The following is a 20,195-nucleotide window of genomic DNA, read 5'->3' as shown; positions in this document are numbered from 1 at the left end:
GATTTTATCTGCTCCCCTCTCTCTTCAATACTACTTTTACTGTTTTTGCAATGATTTTGATATCATTGCTGATACTCCAGTTTTGAATGTATTTCATATCAAGAGCGACAACTTCTTCAAAGTCGGTGATATCACTACGACCACTGACTTGCCAAAGTCCTGTGATACCAGGTTTTGTTGTCATTCGTTTGAAATGATGTAATTCATAATGGCGATACTCATCAAGCGTTGGTGGACGTGTCCCGACAAGAGACATATCTCCTTTTAGGACATTGATAAACTGAGGTAGCTCATCAAGGGACCAATCGCGAAGCTTGTGTCCAAATGGAAAGATTCGAGGGTCATCTTCCATTTTAAACATCAAATTAGTATCCAAATCGTTTTGCGCTAACAGTTCTTTTTTACGTTCTTCCGCATCTGTATACATGCTTCTGAACTTGTAAATATTAAAGATTTTACCATTTTTACCGACACGTTTTTGCTTGAAAATCAACGGTCCTGGTGATTGTTTCTTGACTATCGGTGCAATAATAATAGCTACAATCCCAGTAATCACTAAGCCAACTAAAGCCATCGCAATATCCATAAGACGTTTTAAAGCAACCTGACGGAATTTTACAATATTGAATGCTGTCGTTATGAAGGTCGTATCACCTACTTTTTTTAGAACACTATTTCCAACATAGAAGTCCGAACAATTCCCAACAGCTACTGTCGTTGGAATTCCTAACAATTTTAAGCAATGAGCAAATTCTATAAAATCATCTTTGTAATTTCTGGAAACAAATATCTCGTCAACTTGGTGATTTGCTACAAAATCTCTAATTTCTTTAGTACTTTTTAAGATAGGCTGTGAAATGTCAGGATTATCACGGCGACTGATGTAAGCAGCGATATGGTAATTGGAATGTTTAAGCTCTTTAATGACTTCCTGACCATTCGTAAAATCCGTGACAAACAATACCTGCTTAATGTCTCTTGCATGACTTTTGAAAAGATTCTTAACTAAAATACGTCCAATGAAGACAAAAAGGCTTACTAAAATAAAAATTTGCCCCAAGAAGAAATAAGACATCTGTGAAATGTCATGGATAAAACGAATTTTTCCAAGTATCAGTACAAAAGTAAATAAAACTAAAACTTTCATACCATAAATCACAGATGCCTTTAATTCTTTTAAATAACCACGATTTGTAATTGAAGAGTATTCATCGCTCAAAACACCAACAATCACAATTAAAATCCCAAAAACAACTGCAAAGAATTTACTATCAAAAAGATGATAAGGATAAAATTGTGCTAAGATGAGGTAACTTACCACTAATGCTATAATATCCGACAAAAGGTAATAAACTTTCTTTTTCGAATCTTCGCTATACATATAACTCCCTGTTCCCTATTCTAAGGTAAAGGTATCAGCTATTTTTTTCGTTTACCTCTACCAATTTTTGTTTTTTCTTCACTTTTTCCGTAATTGCCATAAACACCGTACCCACCGTAACTACCATATGAACCATACTTATCTAAGTTAATATCATATTTATTCAAAATAATACCAAGGAAAACTGAACCACTTTGTTCCAATTGTTCCTTTAGTTTCGTAACTGTACGACGTCTATCTTCTCCTGCTTTTGTCACAAGCAAGCTAGCATCTGAATGGTGTGCTAGGATAGCAGCATCAATAACCAAACCAAGCGGTGGTGTATCAATGATAACATAGTCGTAAAGTCCACGAACAGTTTCAATCATCGCTTTGAAGTTATCATTTTGAATCAACGATGTTGGATTTGGTGGAACTTGCCCAGCAGGAATAATCATCAAATTATCAATACTTGTGTCACAAATAACATCTGACAACTCTGCATTTCCAGATAAGAAACTTGTCAACCCCTGATAACGTTCATTAGATTTAAACGTTCCTGACATGACTGAATTACGTGTATCCGCATCAATCAAAAGTGTACGGAAACCTGCACGCGCAAAAGAAATTGCAAGGTTAACAGACGTTGTTGATTTTCCTTCGCCAGGTTGAGCCGAAGTTAACGTAATTACTTTTAAATCACGTCCACTAAATTGAATATTGGTACGGATAGAATTGTAATATTCCTCCATAGATTTAACCATTTGAGCTTTAGCTCTCACTAATTCTAACTGTGGCATTACAATTTTTCTCCTTATAATTTATCAATATCTGGTACAACTCCTAAAAGTGTCATACCAAGCACTTCTTCGACGTCTTCTGGACGACGAACACGATCATCAAGCACTTCTGCTACCAAGATTCCTACGATAGCTAAGAATACCCCAGCAAGAGCACCAATAGCAGCATTTTTCTTAACATTTGGTGATGATGGGTGGCTTGGTTTTGTCGCAGATTCAAGTGTTGTTACATCATCAACTTTTGTAACAGCTTTGATCTTTTCAGCAGCTACTTGGCGAACAGTATTTGCGATATCACAAGCTCTTTGCGCATCTGTATCTGTAACAGCAATTGAAATGACACGAGTATCTGTTGGGATAGTTACCGCAATTTCTTTAGAAAGTTCACCAGTAGACATTGAGAGTTTTTCTTGGTCAATAACTGATGACAAGACTTCACTTGATGTGATAACTTCCTTGTAGTCGTTAACCAAGTAAGACCCTGCTTGAAGGTCTTGGTTAGTAAGACTTGTATCGCTGCTACGGCTAACAACGTAGATACGTGTCGTAGAGGTATACTTAGGTTTAATGAAGAAAACACTACCTAGTAAAGCAATTGTCCCAACAAGAAGACCAACAAATATGATAAAGAATTTTTTACTCCATAACTTTCTTAGCAAGTACAAAACGTCAATTTCGATACTTGCATTGTCATTTGTATTCATACATACTCCTATAAATCTTTATTTTCTAATAAGGTTTTAGCATTTTCTTCAAAGAGTCGAGAAGCACGGCTTGTGCCAAACTCTTGGGCAATGATGTCACGCGCCACATCCATATATGGCGGACGAGCATCTAGATTATGCATATCGCTAGCAACGATATGAACTACGTTCTTTTCTAAGAAATAACGTGCGCGCTTTTTGAACTTACGGTATTTATCACCAAAGAGTTTTGCTTTTAAAACATGTGCGCTATTAATCTGTGTGTAGCACCCCATGTTAATCAGCTCACGCACGCGCTCTTCTTGATTTTCGAGTGCATCGTAACGTTCGATGTGAGCAATGATTGGTGTGACCCCAAGCATGAGGACTTTTGTTAGTCCGTCATGAATCTCCTTCCACGGAGTCTTCATGCTAAACTCAATCAAAGCAAACTGTGTATCGTTCATGCGAGGCACTTGGTGATTTTCTAACTTCTCAAGAAGCGCATTATTATAGTAGAGTTCTCCACCATATAAAATCTCAAGTCCTTCAAACTTAGCTTCTGCCGCTTCCTTGACTTGCTTAAAGTTTTCCCAGATCTTTTCCTCTGGTGTCTTAAACAAATCGCGTCGTCTGTGTGACGTTGAGACGATGGTGCGTACGCCCTGACGGTAACTTTCCCCAATCAAAGCTAAACTTTCTTCTATAGTAGATGGTCCATCATCCACGTCAAAAACGATATGTGAGTGAATATCTATCATCTAACTTACTTACCTTCCATAACATCTTTAATGGCTTGCGAAGCTTTAGCAACACTAGCATCATCCAACTGAATCATATAAAGACTTGCAGTTGGCATGGCATACGAAGTCAACTCACCAGTAGAACCTGTACCTGTTACTTCTTGTGATGTAATTGTAAATTTCTTACCTGAATCCAATTGACTGTTGACCAATTTCATCACAGTGTCAAGTTTCATATCTGTCTGAATTGAATCTTGTACATTTGAAATAATCGTTGAATAATTAGAAACTGATTTTAACGAAGTCATTTTATTGAGGATTGCTTGAATGACTTTCATTTGGTTATTACCGCGGTCATAATCACCATGTTCGAGGCTATAACGTTCACGAACAAAACCGAGAGCTTTATCAGAATCAAGAGTCACATTTCCAACTGGAAAATCATAGTTACCATGAAGACTTGTAAATGCCTGACTATTATAAACCGTTACACCACCTAGTGCATCAATCAACTTCAAGAATGAATCAAAGTTAAGACGAGCATAGTAGTCAATGGTGATGCCATAGAGGTTTTCAAGAGTCTTCTCTGAGGTTTCAACACCATAGATACCAGCGTGGGTTAATTTATCATATTGATCAGCGCCACCATCTGGAATCTTAACATAAGCATCTCGAGGCGTCTCCGTCATCAAAATCTTATGAGTATTCATATTGACTGTTAAGATTAAGTTGACATCTGAACGTGAAACCGTTGAAATTGAACCATAGGTATCAATACCACTGATGTAAATGTTAAAGACATTTGAATCATGTGCTTTAGCTTCGTCTTTAATACTTGTCTTAATCTTATAAGAGTAGATGGTCTTAAGATTTGATTGAAAATTCTCATAAGACATTTCAAGCAAGCTTGAATAAGCATTGTTAAAGACCATAGCTTGACTTGATCCGTTAACTAAGTTCTCATAAGCAGCTTGATAAGAATCAACTTTTTCTGTCGCTAAATCTACTCCCTTTTCTGACTTAATATGAGACAACAGTTCATTGATATTGCTACCGTCAGCATCTGTCGGTGCTTGAACACTTGTGAGATCAGATACATCATTAACTGAGCTATTGCTTGGAACAACCACACTCATCTCAATCTCTGAGTAAGAGGCTGTTTCATTCATATTATGTGCTACATCGACCAATGACTTAAAGGCAAAGAGGGAAACTGCAGCAATGATAGAAAAGACAATCAAAAGCACTGTTGTTAGAACCCTGCTCTTTTTAAGAATGCTCAATGTTAAACACAAAGCAAAAATAGCTACCAATATAATACTATAAACAACGTTAAGATGCCTAAATGCCAAGATATGATGAGCATACATCATATATGTGGCAAGACCAGCAAGTACAGCATACAGGAGTAAAAGCATCGCATTTACAATCTTCAAATCAGCAAATCGAGAGCGCCGCCGTGAGCTCTTATGGTGCTTATGATGACTACTGTGATGGTAACCATGGTAACTATTATGATGATGTGAGTGAGTCGGCATTTTAATAAATCTCCGCTTCCTAATTGATTATTAACGTTCTTATTTTACCATTTTTTAAGGGTTATTGCAATTTCTAAAAAACTGTAACTTTACATGATAATTCTTATACTTTTTATAAATATTAGTTTTGACAACGTTTTACTTCTTTTAAAAATACTGTTTTTTTTATGGATTTGTTACTTTTTTGTTATGTTTTTGGAAAGGAAGTTACCATAATGTAATCATTCGCTTTTTATTGTAAGTTTTTGTGCATTTTTCAAGTTTTATCCATTTTTAGATGTAAATTCCAAACAAAATGATCTTTTAAGTATAAAAATTGGAAGCGCTATCATTAGAAAAGCTTCTTCCTTTTATTTTTAGACTTTTAATCCAAAAGTTTGTCTTTTTATCGCTTTCACATCAATAGTATTTCCACTACTTGCGGGATTTACGATTTTGAGCTAAACTAAGGCTATGAGAATACAACAATTACACTACATCGTTAAAATCGTGGAAACGGGCAGTATGAACGAGGCTGCAAAACAACTCTTCATCACTCAGCCAAGTTTGTCAAATGCCGTTCGTGACCTGGAACACGAGATGGGGATTGAGATTTTTATTCGTAATCCTAAGGGAATCACTCTGACAAAAGACGGGGTTGAGTTTCTTTCTTATGCGCGCCAAATACTTGAACAAACAGCGCTTTTAGAGGAACGTTACAAGAGCAAAAACACCAACCGTGAGCTCTTTAGCGTCTCTGCGCAGCACTATGCTTTTGTGGTGAATGCTTTTGTTTCACTTCTGAAAAAGACAGACATGACACGCTATGAGCTTTTCCTTCGTGAAACCCGAACATACGAAATCATTGATGACGTCAAAAATTTTCGTTCTGAAATCGGGGTGCTTTTTCTAAATAGCTACAACCGTGATGTCTTGACAAAGATGTTTGATGACAATCATTTGACTTATACCAGTCTTTTCAAAACTCGTCCGCACATTTTTGTCAGCAAAAATAATCCGCTAGCTGAAAAGACACTGGTAACTATGGAAGATTTGGAAGAATTTCCTTATCTTAGCTACGATCAAGGAATTCACAACTCTTTTTACTTCTCTGAAGAAATCTTGTCACAAATCCCACACAAAAAATCAATCGTTGTCAGTGACCGTGCGACGCTTTTCAATCTCTTGATTGGTCTTGACGGCTACACTATTGCAACAGGTATCTTAAATAGCAACCTTAATGGTGATGACATCGTATCAATTCCGCTTGACGTTGAAGATATGATTGATATTGTCTACATTCGCCACGAAAAGTCTAATCTTTCAAAAATGGGCGAACGTTTTATCGATTATCTACTTGAAGAAGTACAATTTGATAACTAAAAACTCTTGGACATTGTCCAAGAGTTTTTATATTCTATCCATTTCTCTTCAACTCACTTTTGATAATGTCATTAACTTGGTCTAAATAGAATTTTTCTTTGTTATATTTGACACCTGCATAGGTAGCAAGGGCAATGATTTTATCTAGAAAGGCTTGGGATGAGAAATTTGTTGTTCGGTGCAGTTCTTCTTCGTCAAAAGGCTTAATGAGGTGGGCTAGGGGATTCCGAACGGATTTTTCAAAATTACGAAGTTCGCTGATTAACTGTTTAATTTCCTTAGGAAGTTGTCCGTATTGTAAGAGTTCTGCCAAAGCTTTTGAAGTCACTTTGCCATCACGACGAATCTTAAGGTATCTATGAAAAATAGCATAGTCGCTCTGCTTCATTTTTGTAAACAGCCAAGTATCATACTGGTCATTTTTAGCATCGTGGATATAGTTTTCCAAATTTGGAATTTCGCGTTTGGCAAGACGTTGAAAGAGCCGATATAGAATTGGACTAACAGAGCGGACAAAATCAATGATATTGCCATTTTTCACCTTAGCTTCCAAATCCATAATATAATTTGCTAATTGTTCTTCTTCATACGCATTGCTAATGATTGAAACGCCATAATTGACTAAAATCGCTTGATTTTCTGCTGCATGTGAAAAAGCAAAGTCAACGTTAAGTTCCCTACGCTCTTTTAACATTTCTAAAAGATAACGGCTCTGTGCTGGAAAATCACTGTGCTGCTCTGCTATTTTCCAAGCGTGATTATAAGCATAGACATCCAAAAGGATGTCTATCGTCTCGTATATTTCTTGCATTAATCAGCAATAAGAGTCTCAAGACCAACTTTCATCATGTCTGTGAAAGTGGTTTGGCGTTCTTGAGCGGTTGTATCTTCGTCAGCAACAAGGCTATCAGAAATCGTCATGATACCGAGTGCTTGAACGCCGTGTTTTGCTGCGAGATAGTAAAGTGCAGCGGCTTCCATCTCAACAGCTTTCACACCAAGTTGCCCGAGTTTGACATTGTTTTCAGCAAAATCTGAATAAAAAGCGTCAACAGATAACACGCTACCAACGTGAGTTGTCATACCAAGGTCTTTAGCAATATGGTAGGCTTTGTCAAGCAAGGTAAAATCAGCAATTTGTGGAAAATCATATTGTGGCCATTCATTTTTAATCATGCTTGATGTTGTTGCTGCTGCTTGTGCCAAAACAAGTTCGCGAACGTGAACGTCTTTATTAAGTGAGCCAGCTGTTCCGACACGGATTAATTTTTTAACGCCGTATGATTGGATAAGTTCAGTCGCGTAGATAGAAATTGATGGCATACCCATACCTGTTCCCATAACACTGACACGTTCACCTTTGTAAGTACCTGTGAAACCAAGCATGCCACGGACATTGTTAAAGCAAACAGCATCTTCTAGGAAGTTTTCAGCAATGAATTTTGCACGGAGTGGGTCTCCCGGAAGTAAGATTTTATCTGCGATTTCGCCTTGTTTGGCTTCGATATGGATTGACATAAATTTTCCTTTCAATATATTCAATAATTTTTTTGATGACAATAGCTAGCGCTACTGCGATTAATAAGACTGGCAGGGCTTGAAGCTTTTGTCCTGTAAATGAGACAACTAAGCCTACTGCTGTCAGCGGTGCATTCATTGTGATTGCTAAGAATACACTTGAGCCGATGAGCATAGCTGAGGCTAGTGAAATAGTTGGAAAGATTTGGCTACAAAGCACAGCACCAAGAAATCCCAGAACTGCTCCCATTGAAAATGAGGGAGTCAAGGTTCCACCGTATGCGCCATTTTTTAGCGTCAGCAAGACCACAAACGCCTTAACGACAACAATCACAGCAGCATACTGAACAGTCATACCATCAAATACACCTTGCGCCAAAGCTCCGCCATTTCCCAAAATCTCAGGAAAAATAAGCGATAAACTAGCTAATAGTAGAAAAGTCAGTGGTAAGCGCCATAAAATGGTGTGGTCAGTCGTTTTTTGGGCTTGTGCTTTTTGGGTAAGTCTGCGAAATAGCTGTGCTATTGGTGAGATGAGAACCACAAGAAACATTGCTAAAAGAGTAGTCTTTACATCCAGCGTTACTTGAGCAGTCTCATAAAGTGGCGCATCTGAGATGACCACTCCTGCTACGATGCTTGCTAAAATCGTCGTTACTGAGACGGAAATCAGATTAAGAACTGAAATTCCCAACCCAAGCGTTTCAAAGGCGAAAAAGATACTGGCAACTGGTACTTGATAAACTGCCGCTAGACCAGCCGAAGCCCCACAAGCAATTGCGAGCTTTCTATCTTGTAAGGTTAGTTTCAAGTAGTCAGATACACGTCCAGCTCCCAAGGCACCAAGTTCGCGAGGCGCTCCTTCTTTTCCGATTGGTGAGCCTGCACCAACAGAGGCCACTTGCAAGAAAATATTGGTCAAGTGAATCCAAAGTTTTGGTATTCTCGATGCTGGATTTTCAGCTTTCATCTGAGATTTGACAGAAATAATCTGACGATTTTTTCGTTGTAAAAAACACCAGAGAATCGCTGAGATAATCCCTGCAAGGACAATCAAAATGAACTGCTTGGACGAAACTGCTTGAGTGGTCGATGTCTCGCCGTGACCAAAAACCAGGTACTCAATTAAGTCTAAAAATTCATGAAGTAAGATGCCACCTAAACCAGCTATCAAAGCTGTTAAAATCAGCACTCCTCCAAAACGTAAACAGTAGCTAAAATGTTTAAATCGATTATTTTGTAAATGCATCTAAAAAATACTTTTTAAATACGTTTTAAGGTAAATTTCCTAAATTATAGTTCTGCCAAAACTGATTTGACAAGTGTTTTGAAGTCTTCTTTAATTTGTTGTGTAACAGCAACAACTTCTTCGTGGTTAAGTGAGCTTTGGAAACCTGCAGCATGGTTTGTAATAGCTGAGATTCCAAGAACTTTCAAGCCTGAGTGAGCGGCAACGATAACTTCTGGAACAGTTGACATACCTACAGCATCCGCACCAAGAGTTTGGAAGGCACGAATTTCAGCAGGTGTTTCGTAACATGGACCTGACACACCAAGGTAAACACCTTCGTCAAGTTTAATACCGATTTTTTCAGCAACTTTGTGAGCGATTGCTCGGTATTCAGCAGTGTAAGCATCTGACATATCTGGGAAACGAGGTCCGAAGTCATCAAGGTTAGCACCAATCAATGGATTTTGACCAGTCATGTTGATGTGGTCAGAAATTGCCATCAATGTACCAGGACCAAAGCCGATACCACCAGCAGCATTTGTTACGATAAGACCTTTACAACCAAGAGCTTTCATCACGCGCACTGGGAAAGTCACCAATTCCATTGGATTTCCTTCGTAAAAATGGAAACGTCCTTGAAGAGCAAGAACTTTGTGACCACCAAGGTCACCATAAACCAATTGGCCTGCGTGACCTGCTACTGTTGATTTACCCCAGTTTGGGATTTTTTCGTAAGGAATAACAACAGCATTTTCGATTTCTTCAGCCAATTCACCAAGACCTGAACCAAGAATAAGTCCAAATTCTGGGGCGTCACACGCTTGTGACACTAAAAACTGACGTGCTTCTTCAATTTTTTCAATAATTGTAGACATAATTACCTCTTATACTAATTTATCTAAGAATGATTCACCAATCATTGCTTTTTCAACACCAAAGTTTTCAGCAATTGTTGCTGAGATATCTGCAAAATGACCAACTGGCAAGACACCGTTTCCTTTAAATGCTGGGCTGTATGCCAATAATGGAACGTATTCACGAGTGTGGTCTGTACCAGTGTAAGTTGGGTCATTACCGTGGTCAGCAGTGATTAGAAGAAGGTCATCTTCTTTCATGCTTTCCAAGATTTCAGGCACACGTTTGTCGAAATCTTCAAGGCAATCACGGTAACCTTGAGCATTACGACGGTGACCGTACATGGCATCAAAGTCAACTAAGTTTGTAAATGACAAGCCTTTTGTGAATTCAGGCAATTGCATTGTTTTAAGAAGAGTGTCAACACCGTGCATGTTTGATTTGTTGTGTCCCATGTCATTTGTAATACCTGAACCGTTGAAGATATCATTGATTTTACCAACACCGTATGTTGGAATACCAGCGTCAGCCAATTTATTCAAAACTGTTGGACCAAATGGTGACAAGGCATAGTCACGACGGTTTGCTGTACGTGTGAAGTTACCAGGCTCACCAACGTATGGACGTGCAATGATACGACCAAGAAGAGCTGGACGTTCTAGTGTGATTGAACGAGCGTATTCACAGATTTTGTAAAGCTCTTCTACTGGGATGACATCTTCGTGAGCAGCGATTTGAAGTACTGGGTCAGCTGATGTGTAGATGATTAACTCGCCAGTTTCCATTTGATGTGGACCAAAGTCATCGATAACTGCTGTACCTGAGTAAGGTTTGTTAGCTTCACGAATGACTTTACGTCCTGAAAATTCTTCGATTTTAGTTAAAATTTCTTCTGGAAATCCACCAAGGAATGTATCAAATGGTTCTGTAATGTTAAGACCCATGATTTCCCAGTGACCAGTCATTGTGTCTTTACCAAGAGAAACTTCTTCAAGTTTAGTTGCATAACCTGTTGGTTGAGCTTCAGCTGGAACTGTTTTTAGAGGAGTTTCACGAGGAATATTTCCAAGACCAACTTTAGCCATGTTTGGAACATTAAGTCCTACAGTTTTTGAAATGTGACCAAGTGTATCTGATGCACCGTCTGGCACACCAGCATTGACAAAGTTATTGGCATCTGGTGCTGCACCAATTCCGACTGAATCAAGTACGACAAGGTGAATACGATTAAAAGTTGACATAGTTTTCCTACTCTAGGGTGGTTACGGTTGGCACCCAAAACCTCCTAATCAAATCGATTAGAAATCATAATGACGATAACATGCAAACAGGAGATATCGGCTGAACCAGTCAAACCATCTCCTGTAAACTTTCTTTATTTAGCTTCTAAAATTTTAACGCCGTCTTTGCCAGCAACGATAACTTTGTTAACCATACCGTTGAAAAGACCGTGCTCAACGACACCAACCATAGCTTTCAATTCTTTACCAAATTCAACTGGATTTTCAATCACGCCAAGGTCAAGGTCAATGATGTAGTTTTTCATATCAGTCACAAAGCGTTCGCCATCCGACATACGGTATGATGGTTTGTAACCTTTTTTCTCAAATTCACGGAAAATGCGGTCAGCACCATATTGTACGACTTCTACAGGCAATTTGAAAGCACCGAGTGTGTCGACCATTTTAGATTCGTCAACAACCCAGATGTATTCTTTGCTTGGTGTAGCAACGATTTTTTCCATAAGAAGAGCACCGCCGCCACCTTTGATGCCGTTGAAGTTTTTATCCACTTCATCAGCACCGTCGACAGTTACATCGATATCATCGATATCATCAACGGCTTTCAAAGGAATACCAAGACCTTCTGCTTGAGCTGTTGTTTGGCTTGAAGTTGTCACACCGACAACTTTAAGACCTTCTTCTTTCATACGACGACCGATTTCTTCAACGAAGAAATATGCTGTTGAACCAGTTCCAAGTCCAACAACCATGCCGTCTTTCACATACTGAGCAGCTGTAACACCAGCCATTTTTTTAAGTTTTTCCATAACAACCTCACCTAAATTTATATGTAAAACAAAAATTACCTATTTCCAACTAACTATTATATCATGATTTAGGGTGTTTTCGCTACAATGGATTACTCAAAAGTAGCTTTTCTGCTCCTTTACTTTCAGCCCTCTTCTATTGCTTGAAAAAATTTTTTGCGTTACAATTAAATAAGATATTTTTTTGAAAATAACAGATTGGAATGACATAAATGATTACAAAAGAATTCGACACAATTGCTGCGATTTCAACACCTCTAGGGGAAGGGGCTATCGGAATTGTCCGACTTTCTGGGACTGACGCGCTAGCTATTGCTCAAAAAGTTTATCGTGGTAAAGATTTGTCAAAAGTTGCCTCACATACGATTAATTACGGGCATATTGTTGATCCTGATAATGATGAAATTCTCGATGAGGTTATGGTCTCTGTCATGTTGGCACCAAAAACGTTCACACGTGAAAATGTCATTGAGATTAATACGCACGGTGGGGTTGCCGTTACTAACGAAATCTTGCAACTCCTTCTTCGTCAAGGTGCTCGTCTGGCTGAACCTGGTGAATTTACCAAACGTGCTTTTTTGAATGGTCGTGTGGACTTGACTCAAGCGGAAGCCGTTATGGATATCATCCGTGCTAAGACTGACAAAGCTATGAATATTGCTGTCAAACAGCTAGATGGTTCACTTTCAAAACTTATCAATGATACCCGTCAAGAAATTCTAAATACCCTTGCTCAAGTTGAGGTAAACATCGATTACCCTGAGTACGACGACGTGGAAGAAATGACAACAGCTCTTATTCGTGAAAAAACACAAGAATTCCAAAGCCTTTTAGAAAATCTCTTGGCTACTGCAAAACGTGGTAAAATCCTTCGCGAAGGTTTGTCAACTGCTATCATCGGTCGTCCAAACGTTGGGAAATCAAGTCTTTTGAACAATCTGCTCCGTGAAGACAAAGCCATTGTTACTGACATCGAAGGAACAACCCGTGACGTGATTGAAGAATACGTCAACATCAAAGGTGTGCCTTTGAAATTGGTTGATACCGCTGGTATTCGTGAAACAGATGACGTGGTTGAAAAAATCGGTGTGGAACGTTCTAAAAAAGCTCTTGAGGAAGCTGATTTGGTCCTTCTTGTCCTTAACAGCTCTGAAGTGCTAACTGACCAAGACCGTGCTCTTCTTGAACTCAGTAAGGATAGCAACCGCATTATCTTGCTTAATAAAACTGATTTACCTGAAAAAATTGAAGCTGATGAATTGCCTGATGATGTGATTCGCATTTCAGTTCTTAACAATCAAAACATTGATTTGATTGAAGAACGTATCAACCAACTCTTCTTTGACAACGCTGGTATCGTTGAAAAAGATGCAACATACCTTTCAAACGCTCGCCATATTTCATTGATTGAAAAAGCGGTGCAAAGTTTGCAAGCCATCAATGAAGGGCTTGAACTAGGAATGCCTGTTGATCTTCTTCAAATTGATTTAACACGTTGCTGGGAAATTCTCGGTGAAGTCACAGGTGATGCAGCACCTGATGAATTAATCACAAAACTCTTCACACAATTCTGTCTTGGGAAATAAGAAAAACTCGCCAGACGATGGCGAGTTTTTTAATACCTATTTTTCTAAAATAGCTTTGACACGCTTTTGAAGGTCTGGGATGACTTCTTCTTCAAACCATGGATTCTTGCACTGCCAAATGTTATTTCGTGGCGATGGGTGCACCAATGGGAAAAATTCTGGCAAATAGTCTTTATAGTGTTTGACGGTATCCGTAAGCTTAGCTGAGGATTTTTGATGAAGATAATAACGCTGCGCATAAGAACCAACTAAAATATGTAACTCTATATTGGGTGCTAAAGCTAGGGTGCGCTTATGCCATTTATCCGCAAAACCTTTTCGAGGCGCTAAATCACCTGATTTTCCCTTACCTGGGAAATAATAATCCATGGGTACCACCGCAAAAAGTCCAGAGTTATAAAATGTCTCACGGTCAACGCCTAACCATTTTCGTAAATTATCCCCACTCGGGTCATTCCAATAAAGTCCCGATTCTTGCGCTCGAATACCTGGAGCTTGGCCAACAATATTGATACGAGCATTTTTTGGAACAGTAAAAAGTGGCTTAATACCTTGCTCGGTGTATGAAGCATTTTGCTCATCAGCCATAATATCAGCCACTAATTGTTCAAGGCTATCCATACAATCACTTCTTTCTAAAAATAAAGAAGAGTCTTTTGCTAACGCAAAAATCCTCTTCTTTTTTCTATATTATTTGATCAATTCGTAAAGTGCTTCAGCGTAGATAGCAGCTGCACGGTAAAGATCTTCAACATCTGTGAATTCGTTTGCTTGGTGCATTGTATTTACGTAATCTGGGAACATAGCACCGAAGGCAACACCGCGTTTAAGAAGACGACCGAATGTACCACCACCGATAACTTGTTCGTAACCTTTCAAACCAGTTTGTTTTTCGTAAACTGAAAGAAGTGTTGATACCAATGGATCATCAGCTGGAACGTAGTGAGGTGTGTGTTCGTGATCTGAAAGAGTCACTTTAGTTACGCCGTTAAGTTTTTCAAGTTCAGCTTTGATTGTTTGAGAATCAGTACCTTGTGGGTAACGGAAGTTAAGTGTGATTGTGTTGTCATCTGAGTTGCGGTCAAATTTGAAGACACCGGCGTTCATGCTAAGTGCACCCATTTTCGCATCAGTGTAAGCAACACCAAGGTTTTCACCAGCGAAATCTTTGTGAAGAACGTTAGCTGTTACATCAAGGTAAACTTTAGCTGCACCATCAAAAGCAAATTGATCCAAGAATTTAGCAAGGTAAGTTGCTGCGTTAAGACCAAGTTCTGGAGTTGAACCGTGAGCTGATTTACCGATTACTGTAGCGCGGAAAGCGTCACCTTCTTGAACAAGCTCAGCTTTAAGATTTTCAGCAGCCGTAAAAGCAGCAAGTTTTTCTTGGAGTTCAGCTAAAGTGCTGTCTGCTGTAAATACTGCTGTTGCTGATTCTGGAACCATGTTGTCACGAAGACCAGCTTCAAAAGTATTCAAAGTGAAAGCACCGTTATTTTCACCTGCGAAGTGAAGGTATTCAGTAATGTTACCTTTTTCACCGTTGATGATTGGGAATTCAGCATCTGGAGAGAATCCAAAATCAGGATCTTTCAAACCGTTATGTGCGAAATAGTATTCCATATCGCCCCAACCTGATTCTTCGTCAGTACCAACGATGAAACGAACACGTTTAGATACTGGAAGACCAAGATCCTTGATGATTTTTAGGGCATAGTAACATGCCATTGTAGGACCTTTATCATCTGATGATCCACGCGCATAAAGACGTCCGTCTTTGATAACTGGTTCGTAAGGATCTGTATCCCAACCGCTACCTGCTGGCACAACGTCCAAGTGAGCAAAGATACCAAGTACTTCGTCACCTTCACCAAATTCAAAGTCACCAGCATAGTTATCGATATTACGAGTTTTGTAGCCATCGCGTTCAGCCATTGCAAGAAAGTGTTCCAAAGCTTTTGCTGGACCAGGTCCAAATGGGTGTTCTTTGTCAGCTTTGCTGTCATCACGTTCAGAGTTGATACGCAAAAGTGCAAAGAGGTCTTCCATCATGGCATCTTTACGTTTTTCAACTTCTGCTTTAAAGTCTACTGTCATTTCTTATAACTCCTCCATAAATGTAGCTCTTCCTTACCAGAAAAACTACTATATTGTTTATCATTTGAGTCAACTAACCCATAGTAACTCATATTTTAAGATTTGTAAACCTAGTTTTGCGAAAATTCTTAACTAGATTTGGTGCATAAACGTTAAAAATCTCTTAGCGGCGCTCAATGATTTCGTCGACTGGTAAACGATAACTTGGTTCAGATTTATCATCACTGTAGCCAACAGTAATCAAGAGCTCTGGACGAAAACGTTTATCAATATCTAGAATATCATTTGTCAAAGACTTGTCAAATCCAAGAAGAATATTTGATGAAATATCTTGATCAGTCAAAGCTAGCACAAGGTTCATTGCAACAAGTCCTGCGTTTAAAGCAAGATATTCACCTTTACTCTTGTCGTCGTATTCTGCATATCTAGCAGGCAATGTTTCCATATAGTAACCAAGTTTTGAATTATCCAATGATTTAACCCCAATACGAGCGATCTTACGAGAGCGTTGCACTAAATCAGTATCTGTAAAGAGTGCCACAACATATTGAGCTTCTTCAACTTGTTTTTTGTTCAAACTTGGAAGATCTTTAGCAAGTTCCGCTTTTTTATCTTCGACGATGACAAATTTCCATGGTTGAATATTGTTAGCACTAGGTGCTAAAATAGCAATTTCAATTGCAGTGCGTAAATCTTTATATTCTACAGGTTTACTATTGAATGTTTTAACGGCATGGCGCTTTTTGTTCAATTCTAGAAACTTCATTAAGCGACCCTCCTTTTTAATTTTTTTATGCTCTTTTATTTTATCATTTTTAAAAAGACTTTACAGCTATTTGCTACGAAAGCGCATACACAAATACAAAAAAGAAAAAACTAGGATTTTTCCTAGCCTTTCTTACTTAAAGTTATTTTTTTAATACCGAGATAAATCACAACTGAAAGCCAAGATAAAATATTAACCACTATCAAAGCTTTAAACCATGTACGAATGCGGTAAGTAATCTTCAAGGTATTTTTTCCAGCTTTTTGTTGAACAGTAGGCGTGCCAATTCCTGACAAAGTGTAGTCCTTATGACTAAGCCTTTTACCATTAAGCATGAGCTCAGTGTCAGCGTATTTTGCAACTGGAATGATTGCCCAACCACTCGCATCAGCTGTCCAAGTAAATACCAGCTCATTGTCGCCTTGCGTCTTTTTGTAAGCATCCGTATGTCCAAGGACAAACTCTTCATATAGGACGTACTTGTTATCTTTATTTGATTTATCAGCTGGCAGATAATCTGGGGTTGATTTTGAAACGATATCTAGTAGCTTGAATTTATCTGAATCATAAAAACTTGCTCTGACATCTGCAGGGTTACCCCAGATAAAAGTATGTTTTTTACGTTGAATAGGGTGCTTCGTATTGTAATAATCATCAATCTTTTCTTCTTGCAATTGCGACAACTGCACAAAGCTCAAGATATTCACCAAGATTAGCCCAATAGCTACAAATTTTGACCATTTTTTATCGAAGTATTTGTCTAAAATCATAGCTGCCGCTAACAACAATAATACCGTTGCGGGCACAAAGAATCTAAATGGAAATTGAATTAGATTTACCAAAGGAAGATTCAATTTATTGACCGTGTACCATGGGAAAATGCTACTTGATAAAACCAAGAAAATAAAGAATGCCCCTGTCACCACTCGCAAGAGTGTGTCGTAATGACGCCAGTGTCTAAATGAGAAGTACAATTGATACAAGACCACAAAAACCAATGCTTTTGGTGTTAGTAGCCATTCAATGCTACGCTGGTTAACTGTCATAATATAGAGTTTTGAATTGACGAAAGGTTCAACCAGGTTATTACTTTGACCGACAACAACCAAAGCTGCCCAGACGTTTGCTGTTAATAAAAGGCTTAGCAAGACTGATTGGACACCCTTGAAAAAGACTTCTTTTTTCTTGTCAGATTTGAAAAAGCCGTACAAGTAAAATGGCAAATAAGCCAAGATTAACAAGAAACAGCTAAGCATGTGGACTTGCATCATAACAGCAACCGATACTGCTAGACGAAGCACTTCAACTCTTTTTGTTCTAACAAAATCAACTGCTGGAATCAAGCACCACGGCATAAAAGCGGCACCCCAGCTTGAAAAACCTTGTCTAAACGTCCAGTATTGAACCGAGAAGGTCATCATGTAAAAGACTGCTACACCAAGGGCTATTTTCGTTTTGACAGAAGCTCTGCGATTCAAACGATACATCGAAAAACCAGCAATCACACTCAACAAGAAACGTGACAAAAGTTGATAGGTATACCAGTTCTTGCTAATGAGTACCAAAATTCCTTGAAAATAAGCAAAATACGGGCCATATAAAGCATTAACAATTCGACCTGAACTGTAAAAGCCATACAGTGACATAAAATAACTAAAGTTACCCGTCTTAATTTGCATAGCCGTCTCATAAAAACGATTGTAGTGAAATAGGAAATCACTACCCGCAATCACTCCACGAGACGTTAATTGGGGAAGCAAGAGTAACACGGCGACCAAAACAATCACAATGCTTGGAAGCCAAGTGCTCTTTTGACTTAACTGAGAGAGGCCTTGCTTCATTTTTTTAAACATGCGTATCTCCTTAAAAATCCCTATCCATGTTAGCACAGTTTAAAATAGATTACAATCAGAAAAAGAAAGTTTCATGAATGTTTTCAGATGGTATTAACTTCAACTACAAAAGTTCTCTTTCCATTCTTTGGACATCATCACATTTTACAAATGCAACTTTTTGTTCAGCTGTTAATGATATCATTCTTTCTTTTCCTAAAATTATAGTTAAATTCTTAACAATCTCTCTTTTAGCTTTTTCATCATAATAGTTAAATATAAACTTATACTTTCCGCCTCTTTTTTGGGCTAAATCAAAACAGTTAATAAAGATTTCCTTATCTAAAGGGTCGACCGAGTGTCCAAAAACAATAATATTCATATCATCAACAGTTTCACCTGAATTTTTAGGTTTTTCAAAGAATTTTCTATAGTCACTTCCTGTCTCTTTTATTATTCTTTGATAAAATTTTTGATAGGAAATTAAATCAGGGTTAATATTTTCAGTTTTCTCCTCTTTATCCTCAATACCAAAAACCATAGTATTAATCAATTTTTGCTTACGAGCAAAATCAATTCTTCCATGAATAAAATGAGTATTTTCTTCAGGAATATTAAATAATTTATTTGCAGTATCTGTGTAGTTGAACGTTAACACTTTTGCTTTTTCAAGCCCCTCAATAGCATCTAGATTACTTCTTTTTTTCTCTATTTTTTGTTTCTCAAAATCTAATTTATCAAGATAAGTTAAGTAAAACTCTAGATAATCAGTCAACTCTTCCAGTGCTTGAATAAAGTTTTTATTACACACATCCATAACTTTTTGAAAACCCATACTCCCATAATCAAATCTTTGCCCAAGTTGATAATTTGTCACAAATGACAATGCATCAAAGTTTGGCTTAGTGATAAATTTCTCTTGTATTTTAGTCAAATCTATATCACCATTGCTAAAGATTTGACTAAATTCTTCCAAATGTTCTTTAAAATATGAGATTGCTTCTGCAATATCAGAAATTACAAGCTCGATACTTGACCATTTTTCACCAATTTTATATTTATTTTCATTTATATATTTCAAAAAAAGGTTGTCACGAATTTTCAATAGCCACTTATATTCTTTACCTGTCTTTTGAATCAAATCGTCAATAATATCAACATCTAGAAGGTACTTTGATTCAATATCATCTTTCTTCTCACAGACACTTCTTACTTCTAATAACTCATCACCCGTAATGATAATACTCCGAACTAAACCTTTAGCTGATTCATTATTTCTATTTTCTTCGAAAAAAGTTCCTAATTGCTCATTTTTACAGAAATTTGATAAACACTCTAACAGTAACCCTAATTTAACTTTATCAGGTAATTTTTCATAAAACTTAAACTCTTCCTGAAAGTTTAAGTTATCAAAACAGCTAATAGCATCATCTTCTTCACTAGTGCTAACAAGAAGCTTTACAAGATTTTCTGCTTCTTGAAAACTATTTTTACGTTGCAGCGAATCAACTTTCTTCTTAATTTGCATATTTTTACGTTTAATCTGTTCCTGCAATTCTTCTTTTGTCAAACTTGCAATATTGAGGTTATTATACTCTTTTAGAAGAAAATCATAGTTTTTAGCATCCAGCTGCTGATTGCAAACTTCTTGACAAGAAAGTAAAAAAGATAATGAATTCAAAAATCTTAAAAAGTCTCCATAACTGGTTTTTCGTTCCATCGCTAAATCAAAGCCATTCCCTAGTATTAAAATATTTTCTACCACGATTATCTC

The 20,195-nt window shown here is 37.8% G+C and carries 18 protein-coding genes; 2 read left to right on the top strand and 16 right to left on the bottom strand.

Annotation, left to right across the window (positions count from 1 at the left end):
- Positions 1–4: 4 nt before the first annotated feature.
- The 5 genes from DQN23_RS03685 to cpsA are packed head-to-tail and all read right to left on the bottom strand — an operon-like array spanning position 5 to position 5,124.
- Positions 5–1,381, bottom strand: a complete 1,377-nt coding sequence (locus DQN23_RS03685; RefSeq protein ID WP_111712744.1) for a sugar transferase — start codon at positions 1,379–1,381, stop codon at positions 5–7.
- 38 nt (positions 1,382–1,419) lie between these two features.
- Complete coding sequence (locus DQN23_RS03680; RefSeq protein ID WP_111712743.1) at positions 1,420–2,160, bottom strand: tyrosine-protein kinase; 741 nt, start codon at positions 2,158–2,160, stop codon at positions 1,420–1,422.
- A 14-nt stretch (positions 2,161–2,174) separates the two neighbouring features.
- A complete protein-coding gene (locus DQN23_RS03675) occupies positions 2,175–2,864 on the bottom strand; it encodes a Wzz/FepE/Etk N-terminal domain-containing protein (RefSeq protein ID WP_111712742.1) in 690 nt (229 codons plus the stop codon).
- Between the two features lie 8 nt (positions 2,865–2,872).
- On the bottom strand, positions 2,873–3,604 hold the full coding sequence (cps4B, locus tag DQN23_RS03670) for a capsular polysaccharide biosynthesis protein Cps4B (protein ID WP_111712741.1): 732 nt from the start codon (positions 3,602–3,604) through the stop codon (positions 2,873–2,875).
- Between the two features lie 5 nt (positions 3,605–3,609).
- A complete protein-coding gene (cpsA, locus tag DQN23_RS03665; RefSeq protein WP_111712740.1) occupies positions 3,610–5,124 on the bottom strand; it encodes an LCP family glycopolymer transferase CpsA in 1,515 nt (504 codons plus the stop codon).
- Positions 5,125–5,577: 453 nt separating this feature from the next.
- On the opposite strand from cpsA, the gene DQN23_RS03660 reads away from it, so the two are divergent.
- A complete protein-coding gene (locus DQN23_RS03660; RefSeq protein ID WP_111712739.1) occupies positions 5,578–6,486 on the top strand; it encodes a LysR family transcriptional regulator in 909 nt (302 codons plus the stop codon).
- Between the two features lie 34 nt (positions 6,487–6,520).
- Here the strand turns inward: DQN23_RS03660 and DQN23_RS03655 are convergent, their stop codons facing one another.
- The 6 genes from DQN23_RS03655 to rpiA all read right to left on the bottom strand — a co-directional run bounded on the left by DQN23_RS03655 (position 6,521) and on the right by rpiA (position 12,140).
- Positions 6,521–7,297 (bottom strand): LytR family transcriptional regulator, encoded by a 777-nt coding sequence (locus tag DQN23_RS03655; protein WP_111712738.1) that lies wholly within the window; start codon positions 7,295–7,297, stop codon positions 6,521–6,523.
- On the bottom strand, positions 7,297–8,004 hold the full coding sequence (deoD, locus tag DQN23_RS03650; RefSeq protein ID WP_111712737.1) for a purine-nucleoside phosphorylase: 708 nt from the start codon (positions 8,002–8,004) through the stop codon (positions 7,297–7,299). The genes DQN23_RS03655 and deoD overlap by 1 nt, the downstream gene beginning before the upstream one ends.
- Positions 7,961–9,196, bottom strand: coding sequence for a chloride channel protein (locus DQN23_RS03645; RefSeq protein WP_233422897.1), 1,236 nt, complete (start codon positions 9,194–9,196; stop codon positions 7,961–7,963). The genes deoD and DQN23_RS03645 overlap by 44 nt, the downstream gene beginning before the upstream one ends.
- Before the next feature lie 101 nt (positions 9,197–9,297).
- A complete protein-coding gene (locus DQN23_RS03640; protein WP_004231324.1) occupies positions 9,298–10,110 on the bottom strand; it encodes a purine-nucleoside phosphorylase in 813 nt (270 codons plus the stop codon).
- A 9-nt stretch (positions 10,111–10,119) separates the two neighbouring features.
- Positions 10,120–11,331 carry a phosphopentomutase gene (locus DQN23_RS03635; RefSeq protein WP_111712735.1) on the bottom strand — a complete coding sequence of 404 codons (1,212 nt, stop codon included), beginning with the start codon at positions 11,329–11,331 and terminating at the stop codon, positions 10,120–10,122.
- Positions 11,332–11,465: 134 nt separating this feature from the next.
- A complete protein-coding gene (rpiA, locus tag DQN23_RS03630; protein WP_111712734.1) occupies positions 11,466–12,140 on the bottom strand; it encodes a ribose-5-phosphate isomerase RpiA in 675 nt (224 codons plus the stop codon).
- Between the two features lie 212 nt (positions 12,141–12,352).
- On the opposite strand from rpiA, the gene mnmE reads away from it, so the two are divergent.
- The gene (mnmE, locus tag DQN23_RS03625) at positions 12,353–13,726 is read left to right on the top strand and encodes a tRNA uridine-5-carboxymethylaminomethyl(34) synthesis GTPase MnmE (protein ID WP_111712733.1); all 1,374 of its coding nucleotides are present in this window, start codon (positions 12,353–12,355) and stop codon (positions 13,724–13,726) included.
- Positions 13,727–13,762: 36 nt separating this feature from the next.
- On the opposite strand, the gene DQN23_RS03620 is transcribed toward mnmE, so the two are convergent.
- From DQN23_RS03620 to DQN23_RS03600, 5 genes are all read right to left on the bottom strand, one after another.
- The gene (locus DQN23_RS03620) at positions 13,763–14,347 is read right to left on the bottom strand and encodes a uracil-DNA glycosylase family protein (RefSeq protein WP_058813809.1); all 585 of its coding nucleotides are present in this window, start codon (positions 14,345–14,347) and stop codon (positions 13,763–13,765) included.
- 69 nt (positions 14,348–14,416) lie between these two features.
- On the bottom strand, positions 14,417–15,823 hold the full coding sequence (gene pepV, locus DQN23_RS03615) for a dipeptidase PepV (RefSeq protein WP_058833117.1): 1,407 nt from the start codon (positions 15,821–15,823) through the stop codon (positions 14,417–14,419).
- A gap of 163 nt (positions 15,824–15,986) precedes the next feature.
- On the bottom strand, positions 15,987–16,589 hold the full coding sequence (locus DQN23_RS03610; protein WP_111712732.1) for a nitroreductase family protein: 603 nt from the start codon (positions 16,587–16,589) through the stop codon (positions 15,987–15,989).
- A gap of 122 nt (positions 16,590–16,711) precedes the next feature.
- Positions 16,712–18,442 (bottom strand): hypothetical protein, encoded by a 1,731-nt coding sequence (locus tag DQN23_RS03605; protein WP_111712731.1) that lies wholly within the window; start codon positions 18,440–18,442, stop codon positions 16,712–16,714.
- 103 nt (positions 18,443–18,545) lie between these two features.
- Positions 18,546–20,186 (bottom strand): AbiH family protein, encoded by a 1,641-nt coding sequence (locus DQN23_RS03600; protein WP_111712730.1) that lies wholly within the window; start codon positions 20,184–20,186, stop codon positions 18,546–18,548.
- Positions 20,187–20,195 lie beyond the last annotated feature (9 nt).

The organism is Streptococcus lutetiensis (assembly GCF_900475675.1).
In the GTDB taxonomy this organism is placed as follows: domain Bacteria; phylum Bacillota; class Bacilli; order Lactobacillales; family Streptococcaceae; genus Streptococcus; species Streptococcus lutetiensis.
Note: the sequence above shows the minus strand (reverse complement) of the source record. Positions and strands in the feature narration are given on the sequence as shown.